Raw genomic sequence first — 17,971 nt, forward strand, 5'->3', positions numbered from 1 at the left:
GCCATCGGCGTACAAGGCCCCGGGGTCCTCCGGCGTCACAGGCTCGCGAGCCTGGTCCTCGCCCAGTCGACGGTGCTCTTCAGGCCCACGGCCAGATCCGTCTGGGGACGCCAGCCGAGCCCCTCGAGCGCGGGGGCCGGGTCGACGGCCATCGCCGGGAGGTCACCCAGGCGGGCGGGGGCCTCGCCCGGCTCGTCGGCGACACCCGCCGCCTCCGCGACCAGGGAGTGCAGCCTCCGGTCGGTGGTCTGGACGCCGGTTCCGAGGTTGAACCGGCCGCCGCCGCCCTCGGTGCCGCAGGCGCGGGCGAGACCGTCCACCACGTCGTCGACGAAGATGTAGTCGCGGGTCTGGGCGCCGTCGCCGTACACCACCGTGGGGGTGCCGTTGAGCAGCGCGTCGGTGAAGATGGCGACCACCCCCGCCTCGCCGTCGGGCGACTGGCGCGGGCCGTAGACGTTGGAGAGCACCAAGGTTGTGTAGTCGATGCCGTGGAGCGCCTTGAACGTGGCCAGGTAGGTCTCCGCGCTCAGCTTGGAGGCCGCGTACGGGGAGCGCGGGTCGGTCGCCGCGCCGCCGGGGACCGGGATGACCGCCGGCCTGCCGTACACCGCGACCGAGGAGGCGAAGACGACCTTGCGGGTGCCCCCGTGGTGGGCGGCCTGCAGAACGGACGCGGTGCCCTCGACGTTGAGCCTGGCGTCGTGGACCGGGTCGGCGACGCTCTTGCGCACGCTGATCTGCGCGGCGAGGTGGCAGACGACCTCGGGCCTCCACTCGGCGGCCAGGCCGATCAGGGCCGGGTCGCGGATGTCCATCACGTGCAGGGCGAACAGCGGGCTCTCCGCGGCGCGGACCAGGTTGTCCCGGTCGCCGCCCGACAGGTCGTCCACGACCGCGACCTCGTGCCCGTCGGCCAGCAGCCGGTCGACGAGGGTGGATCCGATGAATCCCGCCCCGCCGGTCACGAGTATGCGCATGGTGAACCCCCATCGTCGTATGGCCCAGGCCGTACGAGAGATCCTAGGAGGTCAGCGAGCCAGTTCGGAGCGCACCTGGTCGATACGGCTGAGCACCTTGGCCCTCAGGTCGGCCGAGACCTGCTCACAGCCGCAGTGCTTGGCGACGAGCTGCTTGACGACCTGTTCCAGGCCGTACTCCTCCAGGCAGGGGTGACACTCGTCCAGGTGCTCGCGGATGTCGGCGCAGTTGCTCTCGTCGAGCTCGCCGTCCAGGTAGGTGTAGACCTTCTCCAGGACCTCGCGACAGTCGGTGTCGTGGTGGTTGCCGCAGCTCATACGATCACCCGGCCCCGAGGGCGGGAGCCCGCGCCGGCGGGCGCGTCGTTCCTGTCTCGCTCGTTCACTTCGCACCCTCCGCGGGAACCAGGCCACGCTCGCGGGCGTAGTCCTCAAGTTGGGTCCGCAGCTGGCGGCGGCCACGGTGCAGCCGCGACATCACGGTCCCGATGGGGGTCCCCATGATGTCGGCGATCTCCTTGTACGGGAACCCCTCGACGTCGGCGAGATAGACCGCGATGCGGAATTCCTCGGGAAGCGCGGCCAGCGCCCGCTTCACGTCGGTGTCGGGGAGGTGCTCGAGCGCCTCGATCTCCGCCGACTTCAGCCCGGCCGAGGTGTGCGACTCGGCCCTGGCCAGCTGCCAGTCCTCGATCTCCTCGGCGCCCGACTGCTTGGGTTCCCGCTGCTTCTTGCGGTAACTGTTGATGAAAGTGTTCGTCAGGATCCGGTAAAGCCACGCCTTGAGGTTCGTGCCTTGCTGGAACTGGTGGAAGGACGCGAAGGCCTTCGCGAAGGTCTCCTGAAGAAGGTCCTCGGCGTCCGCGGGGTTTCGGGTCATCCGGAGCGCGGCGGAGTAGAGCTGGTCGAGATAGGGCATGGCATCCCGCTCGAACCGTGTGCTCCGCTGCTCCAGAGTCTCCTCGTCTGTCGCAGGGACCGGACCCACCCCCTTAAGATCGCCGGAGTCCTGCTGACGCGGGACACCGTACTGAGCGGAGAATACCCGCTCGTCAGGGATAGGCCGATCACCGGGGCGGGTGACGGGTTCGATCAAGGCGAGCATCTGCTTGCCAACCTCCGAAAGGATCGTGCGTTGTCCGCTTGCAACACGCCCGCACCGCTGTCTGTTCCCGCAAGATAGAAGGTGACGAACGACCCGGTACGGGGAAAAAGAAGGTACGTACCGGTAGGTAGTAGAAACACCACCGGATCCTCCCGACGCCAGGAGCTGCTTGTGCTGCCCATCCCGGCCGAAGAGCTGAACGGCTCAGGTGCGCTCGGGCCGTACTGGACCTTTTACCACGCGGTCGTGGCCGAGCAACTGAGCCGATGGCTGCCGGAAAACCCGTCCACCGTCCTCGACATGTCCTGCGGCGACGGCCGCTGGGCCGTCCAGGCGGCGAAGGCGGGACACCGGGTGATCGAGGTGGTCGACTTCCGCAGGCCCGCGGACGGTCAGCCGCTGCACGACATCTCCAGGGTCAGCCAGGTACGCGCCGACGACCTGCGCTTCCTGCCCGACCGCAGTGTGGACGCCGTGCTCGCCGAGGAGCGCGCGATGTCGGTGGAGCTCATGGCCGAATCCGCGATCGGCGACGTCGCCCGGGTCCTGCGCCCCGGCGGCCGGGCCCTGGTCTGCGTCGACTCCCTGGTGCTGGGGATGGCGATCCTCGCCGAGCAGAACTACTGGGCCCATCTGCGCCAGACCGGCGAGGTCATGCTCGTGCCCTGGCCCGACGGCAGCATCACCCGATGCTTCAGCAGCGCCCAGCTCCGCGAGCTGCTCACCGACGCCGGACTGGAGGTCGAGTGGATACGGCCCCGCACGGTGCTGTCCCCCTCGACGGTCGACCACGTGCTCGCCTCCGACTCCCGCGCGCTCACCTGGCTGGTCAACACCGAGCTGGACGCCCATCCGGACGACGACGACACGGTGGGCATCCACCTGGTGGCCAGCGCCCGGCGCCCCGGTTGATCACGACGCGGCGTTGACGGCGACGCTGACGCGTCGCGGTTCGGCCGCTGGGATCCGGCTCCTTCCCTCGTCGAGAGAGGCCGCTCGTTCCCCGCGGCCTCTCTCTCCTCAGTCCAGTCGCCGGCGCGGCCTCACGGGAGTCCCCCAGGGCAGAGCCCGGGCACGTCCTGACGGTGTTCGTGGGGCGGGGTCAGCGCCTGCGCTCGCGCCTGGACTGGCACTGCACGCAGCGGGCGGCCTCGGGCCGCGCCTCCAGCCTGCCCTCGGGGACCGGCGCGTCGCAGTCCGCGCAGAGGCCGTAGTTCCCCTCGTCCATCCGCTTGAGCGCCTCCAGCACCGAGCGGCGGTGCCGGGTGGCCACGTCCAGCAGGGCCCGGTTGCGGTCTGAGTCGGTCAGGTCGGAGCCGCCGTCCGCCGGGGAGCGGTCCCGTTCCCGTACGGCGGGGGAATCCCCGCGGAGCACTCCGATGGACCGGTCGAGTTCGGCGAGCATGATCTTCAGGCGCTCGCGCGCGGTCGCGACATCCACGAATCCGCACCTCCGGGAAGCGGGGGCGGCCTGTGAGGGGATCCCCGACTCTCCCGTCAGGCGCAAGGGGGTGGCTCTGTGACGGCGACCTCGCCACCTCGCCACGAGGCACCGCTTTCACACCGGATGCCCACTTGGCGATGGTTTTACACCGGATCACCCGGCGTTTTCGGAAGAGCGCCCGGCCCCCGCCCTACGCCTCCTTCAGCGGCTCGACGAGCTCCGGGCTGTTGTTCCGCACCGAGTTGACGGCGGTGGAGACCGGATGGATCTCCAGCCCCGTGGAGCCCGCCGGGATCAGGAACCCCTTCGCGTCGGGCACCCCGGGGTCGAGCCACTCGCCCCAGCGGTCGCGCTCGATCAGCATCGGCATCCGGTCGTGCACCCTGCCCGCCTCGTCCACGGCGTCGGTCGTGATGACGGTGCAGGTCACCAGCCACGAGAGCGGGTCGTCGTCGGCCCGGCCCCGGTCCCGCCAGAACTCGTACAGTCCCGCCATGGCCATCACGCCGCCGTCGGCGGGACGGACGAAGTAGGGCTGCTTCTTCGGCTTCCCCTTGGCGTCCTTCTCGTCCAGCACGGCCCACTCGTAGTAACCGTCGGCGGGGATCAGGCACCTGCGCTCCGCGAACGCCTTGCGGTAGGCGGGCTTCTCCGCCACCGTCTCCACCCGCGCGTTGATCATCTTGGATCCGATGGACGGGTCCTTCGCCCAGGCGGGGACCAGCCCCCAGCGAACCACGCGGAGCTGCCGGACCGGCCGTCCGTCCGGCTCGGCCTTCGGCACCCGGCTCATCACCGCGTACACCGGTTTCGTGGGCGCGACGTTGTAGTCGGGCCCGAGTTCCTCGTCGGGCGCTCCGTCGAGCTCGACCTGGAACTCCTCCAGCAACTCCTGCTTGCCCCGCGCAGACGCGTATCTCCCGCACATATCTCCACTTTGCCACGCCACGCCACGCCGGGGAGCGCCCAACCCCGTTTTCCGATCTTGCCGCCCCCCGCCCCCTGTCCCCTCCGGAGCACGGACGGGCGGCGCGCACGGACGGGCGGCTCGGAGCACGGACGGGCGGCGCGGAGCACGGACGGGCGGCGCGGGGCGGGCACCGGTAGGCTTTTGCCCATGTCCGCTCCGCTGTGGCCCGCACCGACCGTGACCGAACCCGTCCACGCGACCGTCCCCCTGCCCGGGTCGAAGTCCGTGACCAACCGCGCGCTGCTGCTCGCCGCGCTGGCCGACGGACCCGGCACGGTACGCCTGGCGCTGCGCAGCCGCGACGCCGACCTGATGGCGGACGCGCTGCGGACGCTGGGCGCGACGATGGCCCCCTCCAACGAGAGCGCCTCCAGCGTCGACTGGGCGATCACGCCCGGTCCCGTCACCGGCGGGGCCCGCATCGACGTGGGGCTGGCGGGCACGGTCATGCGCTTCGTGCCGCCGATGGCGGCGCTGGCCGCGGGCGAGGTCTTCTTCGACGGCGACCCGCACGCCCGCAAGCGCCCGATGGGCCCGATCCTGCGCGCGCTGCGCGCCCTCGGCGCCGAGGTGACGGGCGACGCGCTGCCGTTCACGGTGAGAGGGCCGCTGGCCGGCGGCGAGGTCAGGCTCGACGCGTCCGGCTCGTCGCAGTTCCTCTCCGGCCTGCTGCTGGCGGGGGCGCGCTTCGAGAAGGGCGTGACGGTACGCCACGAGGGCCCGCCGATCCCCTCGCAGCCGCACATCCGGATGACCGTCCAGATGCTCCGCGAGTTCGGTGTCACGGTGGACGACTCCGAGCCCGACGTCTGGCGGGTCGAGCCAGGCCCCATCGGGGCGAGGGACTTCACCGTGGAGCCCGACCTGTCCAACGCGGCCCCCTTCCTGTCCGCCGCCATGGTGACCGGCGGCACGGTCACCATCCCCGACTGGCCCGCGCGGACGACCCAGCCGGGTGACCAGCTCCGTACGCTGCTGGCCGGCATGGGCGCCTCGGTGGAGCACACGCCCGAGGGGCTGGCGGTCACCGGCACCGGGCGGATCACCGGCATCGAGGCGGACCTGCGCGACGTGGCCGAGCTGACCCCGACGATCGCCGCGCTGGCCGCCCTCGCGAGCTCGCCCAGCAGGATCGGCGGTGTCGCCCACATCCGCGGGCACGAGACCGACCGGCTGGCCGCCCTGGTCGCCGAGATCAACGGCCTCGGCGGCGACGCGAACGAGACCGAGGACGGTCTGGAGATCAGGCCCCGCCCGCTCACCGGCGGGGTGTTCCACTCCTACGCCGACCACCGGATGGCCACCGCCGGAGCCGTGATCGGGCTGGCCGTGCCCGGCGTCGAGGTGGAGGACATCGCCACCACGGGTAAAACCCTCCCCGAGTTCGCCTCCATGTGGGCGGGCATGCTGCGCGGCGCGCGGTGATGGACGATCGGCCGGCAGGCCCCGCGGCCCTCCTCGGGGGCACACCGGGCCGGACAAGGCGGAGAAACTGAGAAAGCGCGAGTACGACGAGGACGACGTCAGGGTCAGGCCGGGCAAGGGATCCCGGCCCCGGACCCGGATTCGCCCTGCCCACGAGGACGCGATCCCGGCGTTCGTGGTCGCCGTCGACCGCGGGCGCTACACGTGCCTGGTCGAGTCGGCGGGCGAGAAGGGCCGCCGTCGTAAGAAGGACCACGCGGAGGGCGCCGCGATGAGCGGCAGGGTCGTGGTCGCCATGAAGGCGCGCGAGCTGGGCCGCAAGGGCATCGTGGTCGGCGACCGGGTGGCCCTGGTGGGCGACGTCTCCGGCATGGCCGACACGCTGGCCCGCGTCGTGCGGGTGGAGCCCCGCACCTCCATGCTCCGCCGCTCCGCCGACGACACCGACAACACCGACGGCATCGAGCGCCCCGTGGTCGCCAACGCCGACCAGCTCGTCATCGTGACGGCACTGGCCGATCCGCCGCCCCGGCCCCGCATGATCGACCGGATGCTGGTCGCGGCCTTCGACGCCGACATCGATCCGCTGCTCTGCCTCACCAAGTCCGACCTCGCCTCGCCCGACGAGCTCGTCTCGCTGTACGACCCCCTCGGGGTCCCGTACGTGGTGGTCCAGAAGGGGGGCGGCCTGGAAGAGGTACGGGAACGCCTCAAGGGCCGGATCAGCGTGCTCGTCGGCCATTCGGGGGTGGGCAAGTCGACACTGGTCAACGCCCTGGTGCCGGACGCCAACCGGGCCGTCTCACACGTGAACGCGGTGACCGGCCGGGGCCGGCACACCTCCACCTCGGCCGTCGCCCTGGAGCTGCCGGAGAGCGGCTGGATCATCGACACCCCGGGGGTGCGCAGCTTCGGTCTGGCCCACGTCTCGGTGGAGACGGTCCTGGCGGGCTTCCCCGACCTGATCGAGGGCACCGTCCAGTGCCCGAAGGGCTGTAACCACCTCTCCGACGAGTGCGCCCTGGACGCCTGGGTGGCGGCCGGACACGCCGACCCGACCCGGCTGACCTCCCTGCGCCGCCTGCTCGCCAGCCGTGAGGGCGCCTCCGACGACGATCAGTCGTGAGAACACCCCGGTGACCTGGTCGTCAGGACGTTCCGGCGACCTGGCCGTCAGGACGCTTCGATGACCTGGTCGTCAGGACGCTTCGATGATCGGACCGGGGAGCGGAGCGGATGAGCGGGAGCGCGAGGTTCGTCGCGACGCGCCGGCGCCCGCGTGGCCGTCGCCGCCGCCGTCGATAGGGCGGCGGCGGTTCCGGAGCCTCAGCGGTCCGCCACGGCGTCAGCTGTTCAGCCGGAAGGCCCAGGCGACGGTCATCTCGGACACGAGGGTGCCGTCGGCCGTCCTGATCTCGACGGCGACGTCGAACTCCGGGCGCTCTCCCGCGTCCAGCGTGGCCACGACCTCCTCCCTGGACGCCCGGAGGCGGGCCTCCGCGACGACCTCGCCCCTCGCGAGCTTGAGGTAGCGGATCGCCGCGCTCTTGGCCAGCGGGGTGGCCCGTGACAGCTGGTCGCCGAAGGTGGAGAGCATCGCGGCGCCGGAGGCCGTCTCGGCGACGCTGAACAGGGCTCCGGCGTGCGGGCCTCCCACGTGGTTGTGCAGCTCGGCCCGGTCGGCCATGCGGGCGACGGCGAAGCCCGGTTCCACCTTGTCGAACGAGATGCCCAGCGTCCTGGCGAACGGGACGCTCTGCAGCATGAAGTCACCCACGTCAAAGGTCATACCGGAATGCTACTCGCGGGTAACACCGATGCCAACGGATGTTTCACGCGGTATCCCGGCCTGGTGGGACGCGACACGATTGTTCCGCTTGCTCCCCGATCTCCGCCATTCGGCCGTCGACGCGATAGCGTTGCCCCCCGTGACGGGTTACAACGACGATCTTCGCCTCGCGCACGTCATGGCCGACGCGGCCGACGATCTGACCATGCGCCGGTTCAAGTCCATGGACCTGCGGGTGGAGACCAAACCCGACCTCACACCGGTGAGCGACGCCGACCAGGCCACCGAGGAGGCGATCCGCTCCGCTCTCGGCCGGGCCCGCCCGCGCGACGCCGTCATCGGCGAGGAGTTCGGCGCGAGCGGCCGTGGCGAGCGCTCGTGGATCATCGACCCGATCGACGGCACCAAGAACTACGTACGCGGAGTGCCCGTCTGGGCCACGCTCATCGCCCTGATGGACCAGGGCCGCGTCGTCGTGGGCCTGGTCTCCGCCCCCGCGCTCGGCCGCCGCTGGTGGGCCGCCCGCGACAGCGGCGCCTGGACCGGCAAGAGCCTCACCAAGGCCACGCGGTGCCGGGTCTCCTCCGTCACCCGCCTCGAGGACGCCTCGTTCTCCTACTCCAGCATCGGCGGCTGGGAGGAGGCCGGGAAACTCGACGCGTTCCTCGACCTGAACCGTTCCGTCTGGCGTAACCGTGCCTACGGCGACTTCTGGTCACACATGCTGGTCGCCGAGGGCGCGGCCGACGTGTCGGCGGAGCCGGAGCTCTCCCCCTGGGACATCGCGGCGCTGACCGTGATCGTCGAGGAGGCCGGCGGCATCTGGACCGACCTGTCGGGCGTTCCCGACATCAACGGCGGCAGCCTGCTGTGCAGCAACGGCCCCCTGCACGGCGAGGTCCTCAAACGCCTCGGCAGCGGGCCGCTCACCCTTCCCGCCTAGGGCCCGCCCCGCCCGGAGACTCGCCCCTAGAGGCTCGCCCCCCTCCCGCTCAAGGCTCGCCTCCGCCTGGAGACTCACCGCCTCCCAGCTCAAGGCTCGCCCCCTCCCAGAGCTCGTCCGTCCTTCCCGCTCAGGACTCGCCCCCACCTGGAGACTCGCCGCCTTCCCGCCCAGAGCTCGCCGCCTCTCCCTTCCTGGCCGCGCCGGAGATCCGGCCGCGTTACCTTCCGCCGGATGTCGGGAAGATGAACAGATCGGCAAGTCCGCGCGATGGTGACCGGAAACGGGAACGTTCCGGCGGCAGGGCCCTCCCACCGGGTCATCCCCAGACCAGGGAACCCCCAAGGCCCTGCCCACCGGGCCTGCGGGACCGGAAACCGCGGTCGAACTTCCGTTAACGTCCGGGTATTCACATCCGTGGGCCTACCTCTTCCGGCCACGGTCATGGCTCGTTTCACTTCCGTTCACTTTGCCCCACTTTTATCGGAGGCATCGAGAACGGATCTCACTACGGAGAAGGAACATACCGTGACCAGTGGACAGCGCCGCCTCAGCGCGGTGGCGACGGCCGCGCTCGTCGTATCGCTCGCGGCCGCTTGTGGTGGCGACGCCAAGCCCAACAGTGACGGCAGCACCACCGCCGCCACCGCACCCTCCGCCGAGGCGGGTGCCGGTGCGGCCCTGAGCGGCGAGATCAAGATCGACGGTTCCAGCACCGTGGCCCCCCTCACCCAGGCGGCCTCCGAGCTCTTCGGCGAGGAGCAGCCGCAGGTGAAGGTGCCGGTCGGTACCTCGGGCACCGGCGGCGGCTTCGAGAAGTTCTGCGCCGGCGAGACGGACATCTCGAACGCCTCTCGTGCGATCAAGGACGAGGAGAAGGCGGCCTGCGACGCGAAGGGCATCAAGTTCACCGAGCTCACGGTGGCGACCGACGCGCTGACCGTCGTGGTTCCCAAGGAGAACGACTGGGCCACCTGCCTCACCACCGACCAGCTCAAGAAGATGTGGGAGCCGGCGGCCGAGGGCAAGGTCAAGACCTGGAAGGACGTCGACGCCAAGTTCCCGGCCGAGGAGCTCAAGCTCTACGGCCCCGGCACCGACTCCGGCACCTTCGACTACTTCACCGGCGAGATCAACGGTGAGGAGGGCGCCAGCCGCAAGGACTACAGCCCGAGCGAGAACGACAACGACATCGTCACCGGTGTCGAGGGCGCCAAGGGCGGCCTGGGCTACTTCGGCTTCACCTACTTCGAGGAGAACGCCGACAAGCTGAAGGCCCTCGAGATCGACTCCGGCAGCGGCTGCGTGGCCCCGAGCGTCGAGGCGGCCCAGGGCGGCACCTACACCCCGCTCGCCCGCCCGCTGTTCGTCTACCCCTCCACCGCCGCGGTGAAGCGGCCCGAGGTCGCGGCCTTCCTCGACTACTACGCGGCCAACATCAACTCGATCGCCAAGGACGCGAAGTTCATCCCGCTCAACCCCGAGCAGGAGGCCAAGCTCAAGGCTGACATCACCGCGCTGAAGAGCGCCGGCTGATGTCGGCTCAGCACCGCACGACCGTTCCAGGGGCCCCGGGGTCCCTGGCGCGGTCGCGCCCGCGTTATGGCGAGTTCGTCATCAAGGCCATTCTCCTGGCCGCGGCGATGGTGTCGGTGGCGACCACGATCGGCATCGTCATCGCGCTCCTCGAACCGACCATCGAGTTCTTCGCCTCGGTGAGCCTGGGTGAGTTCTTCGGCTCCACCAGCTGGGGACCGCTGTTCAACCCGCCGGCGTTCGGCGTGTGGCCGCTCATCGTCGCCACCGTGGAGATCACTCTGATCGCCATCGTGGTCGCCGTGCCGCTCGGCCTGGCCGCCGCGATCTACCTGTCGGAGTACGCCTCCCACCGGACCCGCAAGATCTTCAAGCCGGTGCTGGAGGTCCTCGCGGGCGTCCCGACGGTGGTCTTCGGCTTCTTCGCCCTCACCTTCGTCACCCCGCTGCTGAGGGACGTCCTCCCCTTCCTGGACCTGGACGGCAAGAACGCGCTCGCCGCCGGCCTCCTGGTCGGCGTGATGATCATCCCGATCGTCGCGTCGCTGTCGGAGGACTCGATGGCCGCGGTGCCGAACGGCCTGCGCGAGGGCTCGTACGCCCTCGGCGCCTCCAAGATGCTCACCTCGGTGCGCGTCGTCGTCCCCGCCGCGTTCTCCGGCATCGTCGCCGCCGTCATCCTGGCGGTCTCCCGGGCCGCGGGCGAGACGATGATCGTCGCGATCGCCGGCGGTTTCAAATCCGTCTTCACGCTCTACCCGGGCAACGAGATGGCCACGATGGCGGCCTTCATCGCCCAGGCCGGCTCCGGCGACGCCTCGGTCGGCTCGATCGCCTACAAGACCATCTTCGCGGTGGGGTCCCTGCTCTTCGTGATCACCTTCGCGATGAACTACCTCAGCGCCCGCATGGTCCAGAAGTATCGCGAGGTCTACGACTGATGGCCATCCTCTCCACCCCCCGCTCGGCCGTGCAACTGGCCAGCAAGGGGCGCCCCCTCAAGGAACACCTCTTCCGCATCGCGCTGCTGGCCAGCCTCGCGATCGCCCTCCTGTTCCTGGCCATGCTGCTGGTCTACGTCGTCGAGGAGGGCTGGCCGCGGCTCAACTCGATGCTGTGGGAGAACCAGCCCTCGATCCGCCGCCCGGAGACGTCCGGCATCCAGTCGGGCATCTTCGGCACCCTGTGGATCATCGGGCTGACCGCGATCATGGCCCTGCCCACCGGCATCCTCGCGGCGATCTACCTCGAGGAGTACGCCGACAGGACCAAGTGGTACAACAAGCTGATCGAGCTGAACATCTCCAACCTGGCGGCCGTTCCCTCGATCGTCTACGGCATCCTCGGCCTGGGCATCATCGCCCGCTGGCTGCAGTTCGGCTTCACCGTCATGACCGGCGCGGTCACCATCTCGCTGCTCGTGCTGCCCATCGTGATCATCTCCGCCCGCGAGGCCATCCGCGCGGTGCCGCCGTCGATCCGCGAGGGCTCGCTGGCACTGGGCGCGACCCAGTGGCAGACCATCTACCGCCAGGTGCTCCCGGCGTCGATCCCGGGCATCGCGACGGGCTCGATCCTGGCCCTCTCCCGCGCGATCGGCGAGGCCGCCCCGTTCCTGATGCTCGGTGCCGCGACGCTGGTCCGGTTCAACCCCGAGGGCGTCTGGAGCAGCTTCACCGTCCTGCCGCTGCAGATCTACAGCTTCATCAGCCGCCCCCAGGAGGAGTTCGCCATCCTCGCCGCGGCGGCGATCGTGATCCTGCTGGCGATCCTGCTCCTGATGAACTCCGTCGCCATCTGGCTCCGTAACCGCTACCAGAAGCGCTGGTGAGGTAAGAAATGTCCGAGATTGGGATTGGAATTTCCGTGCCGAACGTGAACGTGCGCGGCCCCGAAGTCCCCCGCACCATCGAAGCCCTCGACCCGGTCTTCACCGTCTCCAACCTCAGCGTCTTCTACGGCGACTACGAGGCGGTGCGCGGGGTCAACCTGACCATCGGCAACCGCGAGATCACGGCCATGATCGGCCCGTCCGGCTGCGGCAAGAGCACCGTGCTCCGCTGCTTCAACCGGATGAACGACCTGATCCCCGGTGCCCGCGCGGCCGGCGAGATCCTCTACCACGACGAGAATCTTTACGGCGACCACGTGGACCCGATCGAGGTCCGGCGCCGGATCGGCATGGTCTTCCAGAAGCCGAACCCCTTCCCCAAGTCGATCTACGACAACATCGCCTACGGTCCCCGGGTCAACGGGATCAAGGGCAACATGGACGAGATCGTCGAGGAGGCGCTGACCAAGGCGGCGCTCTGGGACGAGGTCAAGGACAAGATCAAGCAGAACGCCCTCTCCCTGTCCGGCGGACAGCAGCAGCGTCTGTGCATCGCGCGGGCGATCGCGGTGAAGCCCGACGTCATCCTGATGGACGAGCCCTGCTCGGCCCTGGACCCGATCGCGACCACCAAGATCGAAGACCTGATGCAGGAGCTGACGCGCGATTACACGATCGTCATCGTCACCCACAACATGCAGCAGGCCGCCCGCGTCTCGGACCGCACGGCCTTCTTCACCGCCGAGGTGGACGAGGCCGGCGTGCGGCACGGCCGCCTGGTGGAGTTCGACGAGACCAGCCGCATCTTCACCAACCCCAGCGACAAGCGGACCGAGGATTACATCACCGGCCGCTTCGGCTAACCCATATTGGAGGATGCGGGTGATCCAGCCGCAGACGGCACCAGAGGTGGACGGGGACACACGGACGGCGCCCATGCTGCTGGTGGCCGATCCGGAGGTGGCCATGGTCCATGACCTGGCCGCGGCCCTGGAACGCGAGGGAGTGCAGGTCATGGGCGTCACCGACGGCGCCCAGGCCCTGTTGCAGGCCGGGGCGCTCCGACCCGACGTCGTTCTCGTCAGCGCCTCGCTGCCGGTCATAGGGGCGGTGGAGTTCGTCCGCGCGGTACGGCTGACGCGGGTGATCCCCGTCCTGCTCGGCGTGGGCGAGGGTCACGCCCAGCAGGCCGTCCAGGCGCTGGCGGCCGGAGCCACCGCGTGCGTGGCCCGGCCCTACCGGGTGCCCGAGTTGCTGCCCCTGATCCACGCCGCGTTCACCGGTGAGTCCGGGGCCCGCAGGGCACTCGTGGTCGGCAGGGTGGAGCTCGACGTCAACGCCTATCAGGTCAGGGTCGACGGCAGGGTCATCCACCTGCCGCTGCGCGAGTTCGAGTTGCTGCACTATCTGATGCGCAACGCGCACCGCACGGTGACGCGGGAGCAGATCATGCGGCATGTCTGGAACTCCACGGACACGACCTCGACCAACACCATCGCGGTGCACGTCAAGCGCCTCCGTGCCCGCCTGGGCGACACCGAGGACCAGCTGATCCAGACCGTACGGGGGGTGGGTTACCGGCTGGTCGACAGAACGACGTAACACGTACTCCCCCGCGGGCGCGCGGTTCCGCGAGCCCGCGGATCAACGACTCACGGACCCGGCGCTCAGTTCGCGGTCGCCTCGCAGCCGCGCCCGCCCCTGAAGGCGTCCATGAGGCGCTTGGTCACGCCCTCGATCCTGGCGATGCCCGTCTCCATGCTCGGGCTGTCCTCGGTGAGGACGGCGACCGCGTAGTCGTGCCCGTGCCCGCGGATCAGCCCGGCGCTGGCGACCGCCCAGCGCCCGTTCGCCGCGTGCCGCAGCCAGCCGTTCTTCAGTGACACCTGGTCGCTCTCGCACGCCCCCGCGCTGATCCCCCACTTCTGCTCGGGGGTCACCTTCTCCATCAGCCCGAGCACCTTGCGGCGCTCCGGGGCCGCCAGCGGGCTCCTACCGGTGGCCAGCGCCTTGACCAGCCGGATCTGGTCCTCCACGGTGGTCTGTGCGACGCCCCAGCAGTACTGGGCCGCGCACCACCCGCCGGGAGTGTAGGTGCGCCTGAGACCGAACCTGCGGTTCGCACTGGCCAGGCCGGGCCTCATCCCGATCCGCTCGTACAACCGGTCGGCCGCCTCGTTGTCGCTGAAGCGGATCATGTCGCTCGCGTCGGACCTGGCCTGCTCACCGAGCTCGTGCCAGCGCGTCCCGAGCAGCAGTGCCGTCAGGATGCTCACCTTGGAGGTGTTGGCCGACGGCAGCTGCAGGGTGTGGTGGTAGTGGTAGCGCCGGCCGGTGCCCAGGTCGCTCACCGAGGCGGCGGTCCTGCCGCCGTATCCGGCCAGGAACACGTCGAGGCTGCGACTGAGCTCCTTGGAGAAAATCCTCCGCGGGCGGGCGGCCACCCCTCCGGAGGCGCGGGGCGCCCCGGCGCCGGGGAAGACAGGCGCCGGGACCACCGCCAGGAACGGCGCGGGAGGGGCAGCGCCGGACGCCGGAACGACCGGTGCCGCCTGCCGCGAGGGGGACGGTGTCGGCATGCTCACCGGCGTCAGGCCCTGACACGTGCTGCAGGCGGTGGCCTGCGCGATGAACAGCAGGGCGGCGGCCACGGCCACCCGATTCCTTGCTCCCATCATCCACCCCAACCGTCTCCCCCATTACGTGACGATCGGGATATATCCCACTACACGTAACAATAAGACGATCAAGCGAAATCTAGCCGGAAATAGGGCGTGCGCTATAGAACATCCCGCCGAACCGATGCCCGCCCTTAGCGAACGTCCGCGATTAGCCGGGTGATGACCTCGTCATCGCAGGTCGCCCAGAAGTCCCCGACGATGTCCTCGAGGTGCTCCAGCGACTCCGCCCGGAAGAGTACGTCCTGATATTTCGTGATGTCGTAGTGCGTGGTGCCCATGGCTGCGATGTCCAGCGGACGGATATCCATCCCCCGGAACTCCTCGATCTCCCCGTACGAGGACAGGATGCCCGCGCCGTACGCCCGCAGCTCGCCCTGGTCCGTCATCACGCCGAACTCCATCGTGAACCAGAAGATCTTCGAGATGAACTCGAGCGCCTCCTTGCCCTCGACCCGCCGGGCCGCCGCCCCCGCCAGGCGGTAGAGCCGCGAGTAGCGGTCGGAGGCCAGCGCGTTGGCGTGCCCGATCACCTCGTGGATCACGTCGGGCTCCGGCGTGTACAGCGGCGTGGAGTGGTGCCGGATGTACTGCGTGGAGTGGAAGAGCCCGTCCGCCAGGACGCCGTAGAACTCCCTGAGCGGCACCAGCCCCGCGGCCGGGACGTAGCGGAACCCGGTCAGCGGCTCCAGCAGCTCGCTGACCTCCTGAAGCTGCGGGATGCGCTCGGCGGGCAACCCGAGCCGCTCGGCCGCGCGCAGATACTCGGCGGTCGCGTATCTGCGGTGTTTCAGGCCCAGCTCCCGGCTGACCAGGGCCCACACCTCGTGCTCCTGGCCGGTGTACTCGGCCGTCGGGATCGGCGTGCCGGGCACATACCCCACGGCGAGCGCGGCGATCGCGTTGCGGCGTGCACGATAGACCGGGTCGGCGAAACCGGGATGACCGGCGCCGAGCTCGACCTCGATCGAGCCGTCGTCACGGGTCGCCACCGGTGCGAAGTACTGTGCTTCCTCGAACATAGATGAAATGACAGCAATATCCGGAAACGTTGGCAAGAGCAGCCAGTTGTACTGGGCGATCCGCATAGAAACGTATGGTCACACCTCGTCTATGCTGGTCGAATCGCCCAATCTGACGGGACCCCTGGGAGATGTCGATCGACGAGCTGGACGGCCGCCTCCTGGTCACCATGCGCGCCAATCCGCGCGTCGGCCTGACCGAGCTGGCCCGCCTGCTGGGCGTGGCCCGGGGCACCGTGCAGGCCCGCGTCGAGAAGCTGATCGCCCGCGGCGTCATCGCCGACTTCGGTCCCACCGTCACCCCTGAGGGCGCCGGATACCCGATCCTGGCGTTCGTCTCGCTGCAGATCGCCCAGGGCCGCCTGGACGAGGCCGTACGGGCCCTGGAGTCCCTTCCCGAGATCCTGGAGGTGTACGGCACCAGCGGCCAGGCCGACCTGCTCTGCCGCGTGGTCGCCCGCAGCACCCCCGACCTCCAGGAGATCATCGCCCGCATCCTGGCCTCTCCGGCGGTCCAGCGGACGGACACCACGATCGCCCTCTCCATCCAGATCCCCTACCGGATCGAGCCCCTGCTCCGCGCCGCCTCCGGCGCCTGACCCCGGATCACGGCGGGTCGTCCTCGTGACCGGCCCGCGACCGGCCCTCCGCGGCCGGGTCGATGACATGGGTCATTGGCGGGCCTCAGGCGCCCGGAGACCGGCGAAGACGATGGCCAGCGTACGTCGCCGCAGGTCGCCGTCCCAGCCCGCGTGGAGGGCCCCCTGACAGATGCCGGTGAGCAGGGCGATCACCTCGTCGAGACGGACGTCGTCACGGACCGTACCTGCCTCCTGGGAGCGGGCGAGGAGCGTCCCGATCCCATCGCGCAACATCCGCACCGAACTCGCGACCTGGAGATCGACACCCGTCTCGGCCAGGAGGCCGACGACGGTTCTCTTCCGCGCCGCCTGCTCGACCATGCGGGTGATGAAGGTGAACAGCGCCTCCCCGGGAGCCTCCTCGGCGGCGAGCTCGGCCATCTCCCCGTCCAGCCTGCCCAGCAGGCCCTTCATGATGGCCTGCAGCAGGGCCTGCTTGGTCGGGAAGTGCTTGAAGACCGTGCCGATGGCCACCCCCGCGCGGGCGGCGACCTCCTCGGTCGACGCCGAGGGGCCCTTCTCCGCGAAGACGGCCTCTGCCGCGGCGAGGATGCGCTCCCGGTTGCGCTGGGCGTCCGCACGCAACGGCCTGGCGCCACCGGGATCGCCCGTCTCGCCCGATGAAGGATTCGTGGTGATCATCCAGCCGGCCTTCCCTGTTTCCGTCGTCCCCGCCTGCGCCCTCGGGACGGTCTGCGCCCGCGAAGTACGGCGTCCCCGTACCCGCGAAGGAAGTACGTACGGCGTCTCCGTCCGCTTCGTCCGCTCCGTCCGCGAGATACGGCGTTGACAAAGTGAGTCTCCACTCACGATTATAAAGATGAGTTTCCACTCATCTTAGCGTCCGTCACGAAGGGATCCACCATGACCGAGTCCACCGTCGCCCCCGGCCCTCGCGAGATCTTCGAGCGCCTGCGGCGACACTTGCTTGAGAACCTCGGCGGCTTCGGGAGCGAGCTGGCCGAGGACGCCGTCATCGAGGTCCCCTTCGCCCCTCCGGGCAGGGCCAAGCGGCACGAGGGCAAGGAGGCGTTCCTGCTCTTCAGCGGCCCCGAACAGGCCGCCTTCGCCCGGCGGTTCGCCTTGGACGAGATCCGCAACGTGGTCGTTCACGAGACCGCCGACCCCGAGGTCATCGTCGTCGAGTACGAGCTCGCCGGGAGGGTCCTGGCCACCGGCCGGCAGGCCTCCTCCCCCTTCATCGGGGTCCTCAGGGTGCGGGACGGGAAGATCGTCAACTGGAGGGAATACCAGAACACCCTGGCCATGATCGAAATCATGGGGCAGTCGGAGCGAGCCTGACGAACGCCTCCGGAATAGGGAGAAGGACGCCCATCGCCGGAGGCTCTGGAAGTCCGGGAGTCTGGAACGCTGCGGGAAACAGGGGTCGGCACGCCAAAGGCCCGGGGAAACAGGGGCGCCCCGGACAGCGCGGAAAAGCCCGGGAAGAACCCGGGACAGAGGGCACCAAAAGAAGGTGAACAGGCGCGCGGAAAAGCCCGGAACAGGGGCTCCGGGACGGCGTGAACGGGCCCGAGAAGAACCCAGGACCAGGACCGGAGAGGCCCGGGAAAGACGCGAAAAAAGGAGGCCCGGAAAGCACGAAA

Annotated in this window: 20 protein-coding genes; 11 read left to right on the forward strand and 9 right to left on the reverse strand. The window is 69.7% G+C overall.

Annotated elements, in window-relative coordinates; translation table 11 throughout:
* Positions 1-35: 35 nt before the first annotated feature.
* The 3 genes from OG587_RS46800 to OG587_RS46810 form a co-directional block, all read right to left on the reverse strand.
* Complete coding sequence (locus OG587_RS46800) at positions 36-980, reverse strand: NAD-dependent epimerase/dehydratase family protein (protein WP_329085599.1); 945 nt, start codon at positions 978-980, stop codon at positions 36-38.
* A 51-nt stretch (positions 981-1,031) separates the two neighbouring features.
* A complete protein-coding gene (gene rsrA, locus OG587_RS46805) occupies positions 1,032-1,298 on the reverse strand; it encodes a mycothiol system anti-sigma-R factor (RefSeq protein WP_329085601.1) in 267 nt (88 codons plus the stop codon).
* 64 nt (positions 1,299-1,362) lie between these two features.
* Positions 1,363-1,899, reverse strand: coding sequence for a sigma-70 family RNA polymerase sigma factor (locus tag OG587_RS46810; RefSeq protein ID WP_386247759.1), 537 nt, complete (start codon positions 1,897-1,899; stop codon positions 1,363-1,365).
* A gap of 357 nt (positions 1,900-2,256) precedes the next feature.
* Here OG587_RS46810 and OG587_RS46815 point away from each other — a divergent pair, with 357 nt between their 5' ends.
* Positions 2,257-2,997 carry a class I SAM-dependent methyltransferase gene (locus OG587_RS46815; RefSeq protein ID WP_329085608.1) on the forward strand — a complete coding sequence of 247 codons (741 nt, stop codon included), beginning with the start codon at positions 2,257-2,259 and terminating at the stop codon, positions 2,995-2,997.
* Between the two features lie 190 nt (positions 2,998-3,187).
* Here OG587_RS46815 and OG587_RS46820 read toward each other — a convergent pair whose 3' ends face one another.
* Together OG587_RS46820 and OG587_RS46825 are read right to left on the reverse strand one after the other, a co-directional pair.
* Entirely contained in the window at positions 3,188-3,526 is a 339-nt protein-coding gene (locus tag OG587_RS46820) for a TraR/DksA family transcriptional regulator (RefSeq protein ID WP_329085610.1), read from the reverse strand.
* A 193-nt stretch (positions 3,527-3,719) separates the two neighbouring features.
* Positions 3,720-4,457 (reverse strand): SOS response-associated peptidase, encoded by a 738-nt coding sequence (locus tag OG587_RS46825; RefSeq protein ID WP_329085611.1) that lies wholly within the window; start codon positions 4,455-4,457, stop codon positions 3,720-3,722.
* A 189-nt stretch (positions 4,458-4,646) separates the two neighbouring features.
* Between OG587_RS46825 and aroA the strand changes: the two genes are divergently transcribed.
* A complete protein-coding gene (gene aroA / locus OG587_RS46830) occupies positions 4,647-5,924 on the forward strand; it encodes a 3-phosphoshikimate 1-carboxyvinyltransferase (RefSeq protein WP_329085612.1) in 1,278 nt (425 codons plus the stop codon).
* A gap of 67 nt (positions 5,925-5,991) precedes the next feature.
* Positions 5,992-7,050 carry a ribosome small subunit-dependent GTPase A gene (gene rsgA / locus OG587_RS46835; protein WP_329094235.1) on the forward strand — a complete coding sequence of 353 codons (1,059 nt, stop codon included), beginning with the start codon at positions 5,992-5,994 and terminating at the stop codon, positions 7,048-7,050.
* A 219-nt stretch (positions 7,051-7,269) separates the two neighbouring features.
* On the opposite strand, the gene OG587_RS46840 is transcribed toward rsgA, so the two are convergent.
* The gene (locus OG587_RS46840) at positions 7,270-7,713 is read right to left on the reverse strand and encodes a DUF4442 domain-containing protein (RefSeq protein ID WP_329085613.1); all 444 of its coding nucleotides are present in this window, start codon (positions 7,711-7,713) and stop codon (positions 7,270-7,272) included.
* Positions 7,714-7,852: 139 nt separating this feature from the next.
* Here OG587_RS46840 and hisN point away from each other — a divergent pair, with 139 nt between their 5' ends.
* From hisN to OG587_RS46870, 6 genes are all read left to right on the forward strand, one after another.
* Positions 7,853-8,656, forward strand: coding sequence for a histidinol-phosphatase (gene hisN, locus OG587_RS46845; protein ID WP_329085614.1), 804 nt, complete (start codon positions 7,853-7,855; stop codon positions 8,654-8,656).
* Positions 8,657-9,184: 528 nt separating this feature from the next.
* The gene (locus tag OG587_RS46850; RefSeq protein ID WP_329085615.1) at positions 9,185-10,192 is read left to right on the forward strand and encodes a PstS family phosphate ABC transporter substrate-binding protein; all 1,008 of its coding nucleotides are present in this window, start codon (positions 9,185-9,187) and stop codon (positions 10,190-10,192) included.
* A complete protein-coding gene (pstC, locus tag OG587_RS46855) occupies positions 10,192-11,133 on the forward strand; it encodes a phosphate ABC transporter permease subunit PstC (RefSeq protein WP_329085616.1) in 942 nt (313 codons plus the stop codon). Before OG587_RS46850 ends, pstC begins: the two co-directional genes overlap by 1 nt.
* On the forward strand, positions 11,133-12,023 hold the full coding sequence (gene pstA / locus OG587_RS46860; protein WP_329085617.1) for a phosphate ABC transporter permease PstA: 891 nt from the start codon (positions 11,133-11,135) through the stop codon (positions 12,021-12,023). Before pstC ends, pstA begins: the two co-directional genes overlap by 1 nt.
* An 8-nt stretch (positions 12,024-12,031) precedes the next feature.
* Positions 12,032-12,886, forward strand: coding sequence for a phosphate ABC transporter ATP-binding protein PstB (gene pstB / locus OG587_RS46865; RefSeq protein WP_386267919.1), 855 nt, complete (start codon positions 12,032-12,034; stop codon positions 12,884-12,886).
* A 19-nt stretch (positions 12,887-12,905) separates the two neighbouring features.
* Positions 12,906-13,625 (forward strand): response regulator transcription factor, encoded by a 720-nt coding sequence (locus OG587_RS46870; protein ID WP_329085618.1) that lies wholly within the window; start codon positions 12,906-12,908, stop codon positions 13,623-13,625.
* A 65-nt stretch (positions 13,626-13,690) separates the two neighbouring features.
* On the opposite strand, the gene OG587_RS46875 is transcribed toward OG587_RS46870, so the two are convergent.
* Both OG587_RS46875 and OG587_RS46880 read right to left on the reverse strand, forming a co-directional pair.
* Complete coding sequence (locus OG587_RS46875) at positions 13,691-14,680, reverse strand: serine hydrolase (protein ID WP_329085619.1); 990 nt, start codon at positions 14,678-14,680, stop codon at positions 13,691-13,693.
* A gap of 155 nt (positions 14,681-14,835) precedes the next feature.
* Complete coding sequence (locus OG587_RS46880) at positions 14,836-15,723, reverse strand: phenylalanine 4-monooxygenase (protein WP_329085620.1); 888 nt, start codon at positions 15,721-15,723, stop codon at positions 14,836-14,838.
* 131 nt (positions 15,724-15,854) lie between these two features.
* Between OG587_RS46880 and OG587_RS46885 the strand changes: the two genes are divergently transcribed.
* Entirely contained in the window at positions 15,855-16,322 is a 468-nt protein-coding gene (locus tag OG587_RS46885; protein WP_329085621.1) for an Lrp/AsnC family transcriptional regulator, read from the forward strand.
* A gap of 72 nt (positions 16,323-16,394) precedes the next feature.
* On the opposite strand, the gene OG587_RS46890 is transcribed toward OG587_RS46885, so the two are convergent.
* Positions 16,395-17,006: a TetR/AcrR family transcriptional regulator gene (locus OG587_RS46890; RefSeq protein ID WP_329085622.1), complete on the reverse strand. Its 612-nt coding sequence runs from the start codon at positions 17,004-17,006 to the stop codon at positions 16,395-16,397.
* 222 nt (positions 17,007-17,228) lie between these two features.
* Here OG587_RS46890 and OG587_RS46895 point away from each other — a divergent pair, with 222 nt between their 5' ends.
* Positions 17,229-17,666, forward strand: coding sequence for a nuclear transport factor 2 family protein (locus OG587_RS46895; protein ID WP_329085623.1), 438 nt, complete (start codon positions 17,229-17,231; stop codon positions 17,664-17,666).
* Positions 17,667-17,971 lie beyond the last annotated feature (305 nt).

The sequence above is a fragment of the Streptosporangium sp. NBC_01469 genome, from assembly GCF_036227305.1.
GTDB lineage: Bacteria > Actinomycetota > Actinomycetes > Streptosporangiales > Streptosporangiaceae > Streptosporangium.

Excerpts from the sequence above, each read along its gene's own strand:
- OG587_RS46800 (WP_329085599.1), bottom strand. The coding sequence starts at position 980 with ATGCGCATACTCGTGACCGGCGGGGCGGGATTCATCGGATCCACCCTC.
- rsrA (WP_329085601.1), bottom strand. The coding sequence starts at position 1,298 with ATGAGCTGCGGCAACCACCACGACACCGACTGTCGCGAGGTCCTGGAG.
- OG587_RS46810 (WP_386247759.1), bottom strand. The coding sequence starts at position 1,899 with ATGCCCTATCTCGACCAGCTCTACTCCGCCGCGCTCCGGATGACCCGA.
- OG587_RS46825 (WP_329085611.1), bottom strand. The coding sequence starts at position 4,457 with ATGTGCGGGAGATACGCGTCTGCGCGGGGCAAGCAGGAGTTGCTGGAG.
- aroA (WP_329085612.1), top strand. The coding sequence starts at position 4,647 with ATGTCCGCTCCGCTGTGGCCCGCACCGACCGTGACCGAACCCGTCCAC.
- OG587_RS46840 (WP_329085613.1), bottom strand. The coding sequence starts at position 7,713 with ATGACCTTTGACGTGGGTGACTTCATGCTGCAGAGCGTCCCGTTCGCC.
- pstC (WP_329085616.1), top strand. The coding sequence starts at position 10,192 with ATGTCGGCTCAGCACCGCACGACCGTTCCAGGGGCCCCGGGGTCCCTG.
- pstA (WP_329085617.1), top strand. The coding sequence starts at position 11,133 with ATGGCCATCCTCTCCACCCCCCGCTCGGCCGTGCAACTGGCCAGCAAG.
- pstB (WP_386267919.1), top strand. The coding sequence starts at position 12,032 with ATGTCCGAGATTGGGATTGGAATTTCCGTGCCGAACGTGAACGTGCGC.
- OG587_RS46880 (WP_329085620.1), bottom strand. The coding sequence starts at position 15,723 with ATGTTCGAGGAAGCACAGTACTTCGCACCGGTGGCGACCCGTGACGAC.
- OG587_RS46885 (WP_329085621.1), top strand. The coding sequence starts at position 15,855 with ATGTCGATCGACGAGCTGGACGGCCGCCTCCTGGTCACCATGCGCGCC.
- OG587_RS46890 (WP_329085622.1), bottom strand. The coding sequence starts at position 17,006 with ATGATCACCACGAATCCTTCATCGGGCGAGACGGGCGATCCCGGTGGC.
- OG587_RS46895 (WP_329085623.1), top strand. The coding sequence starts at position 17,229 with ATGACCGAGTCCACCGTCGCCCCCGGCCCTCGCGAGATCTTCGAGCGC.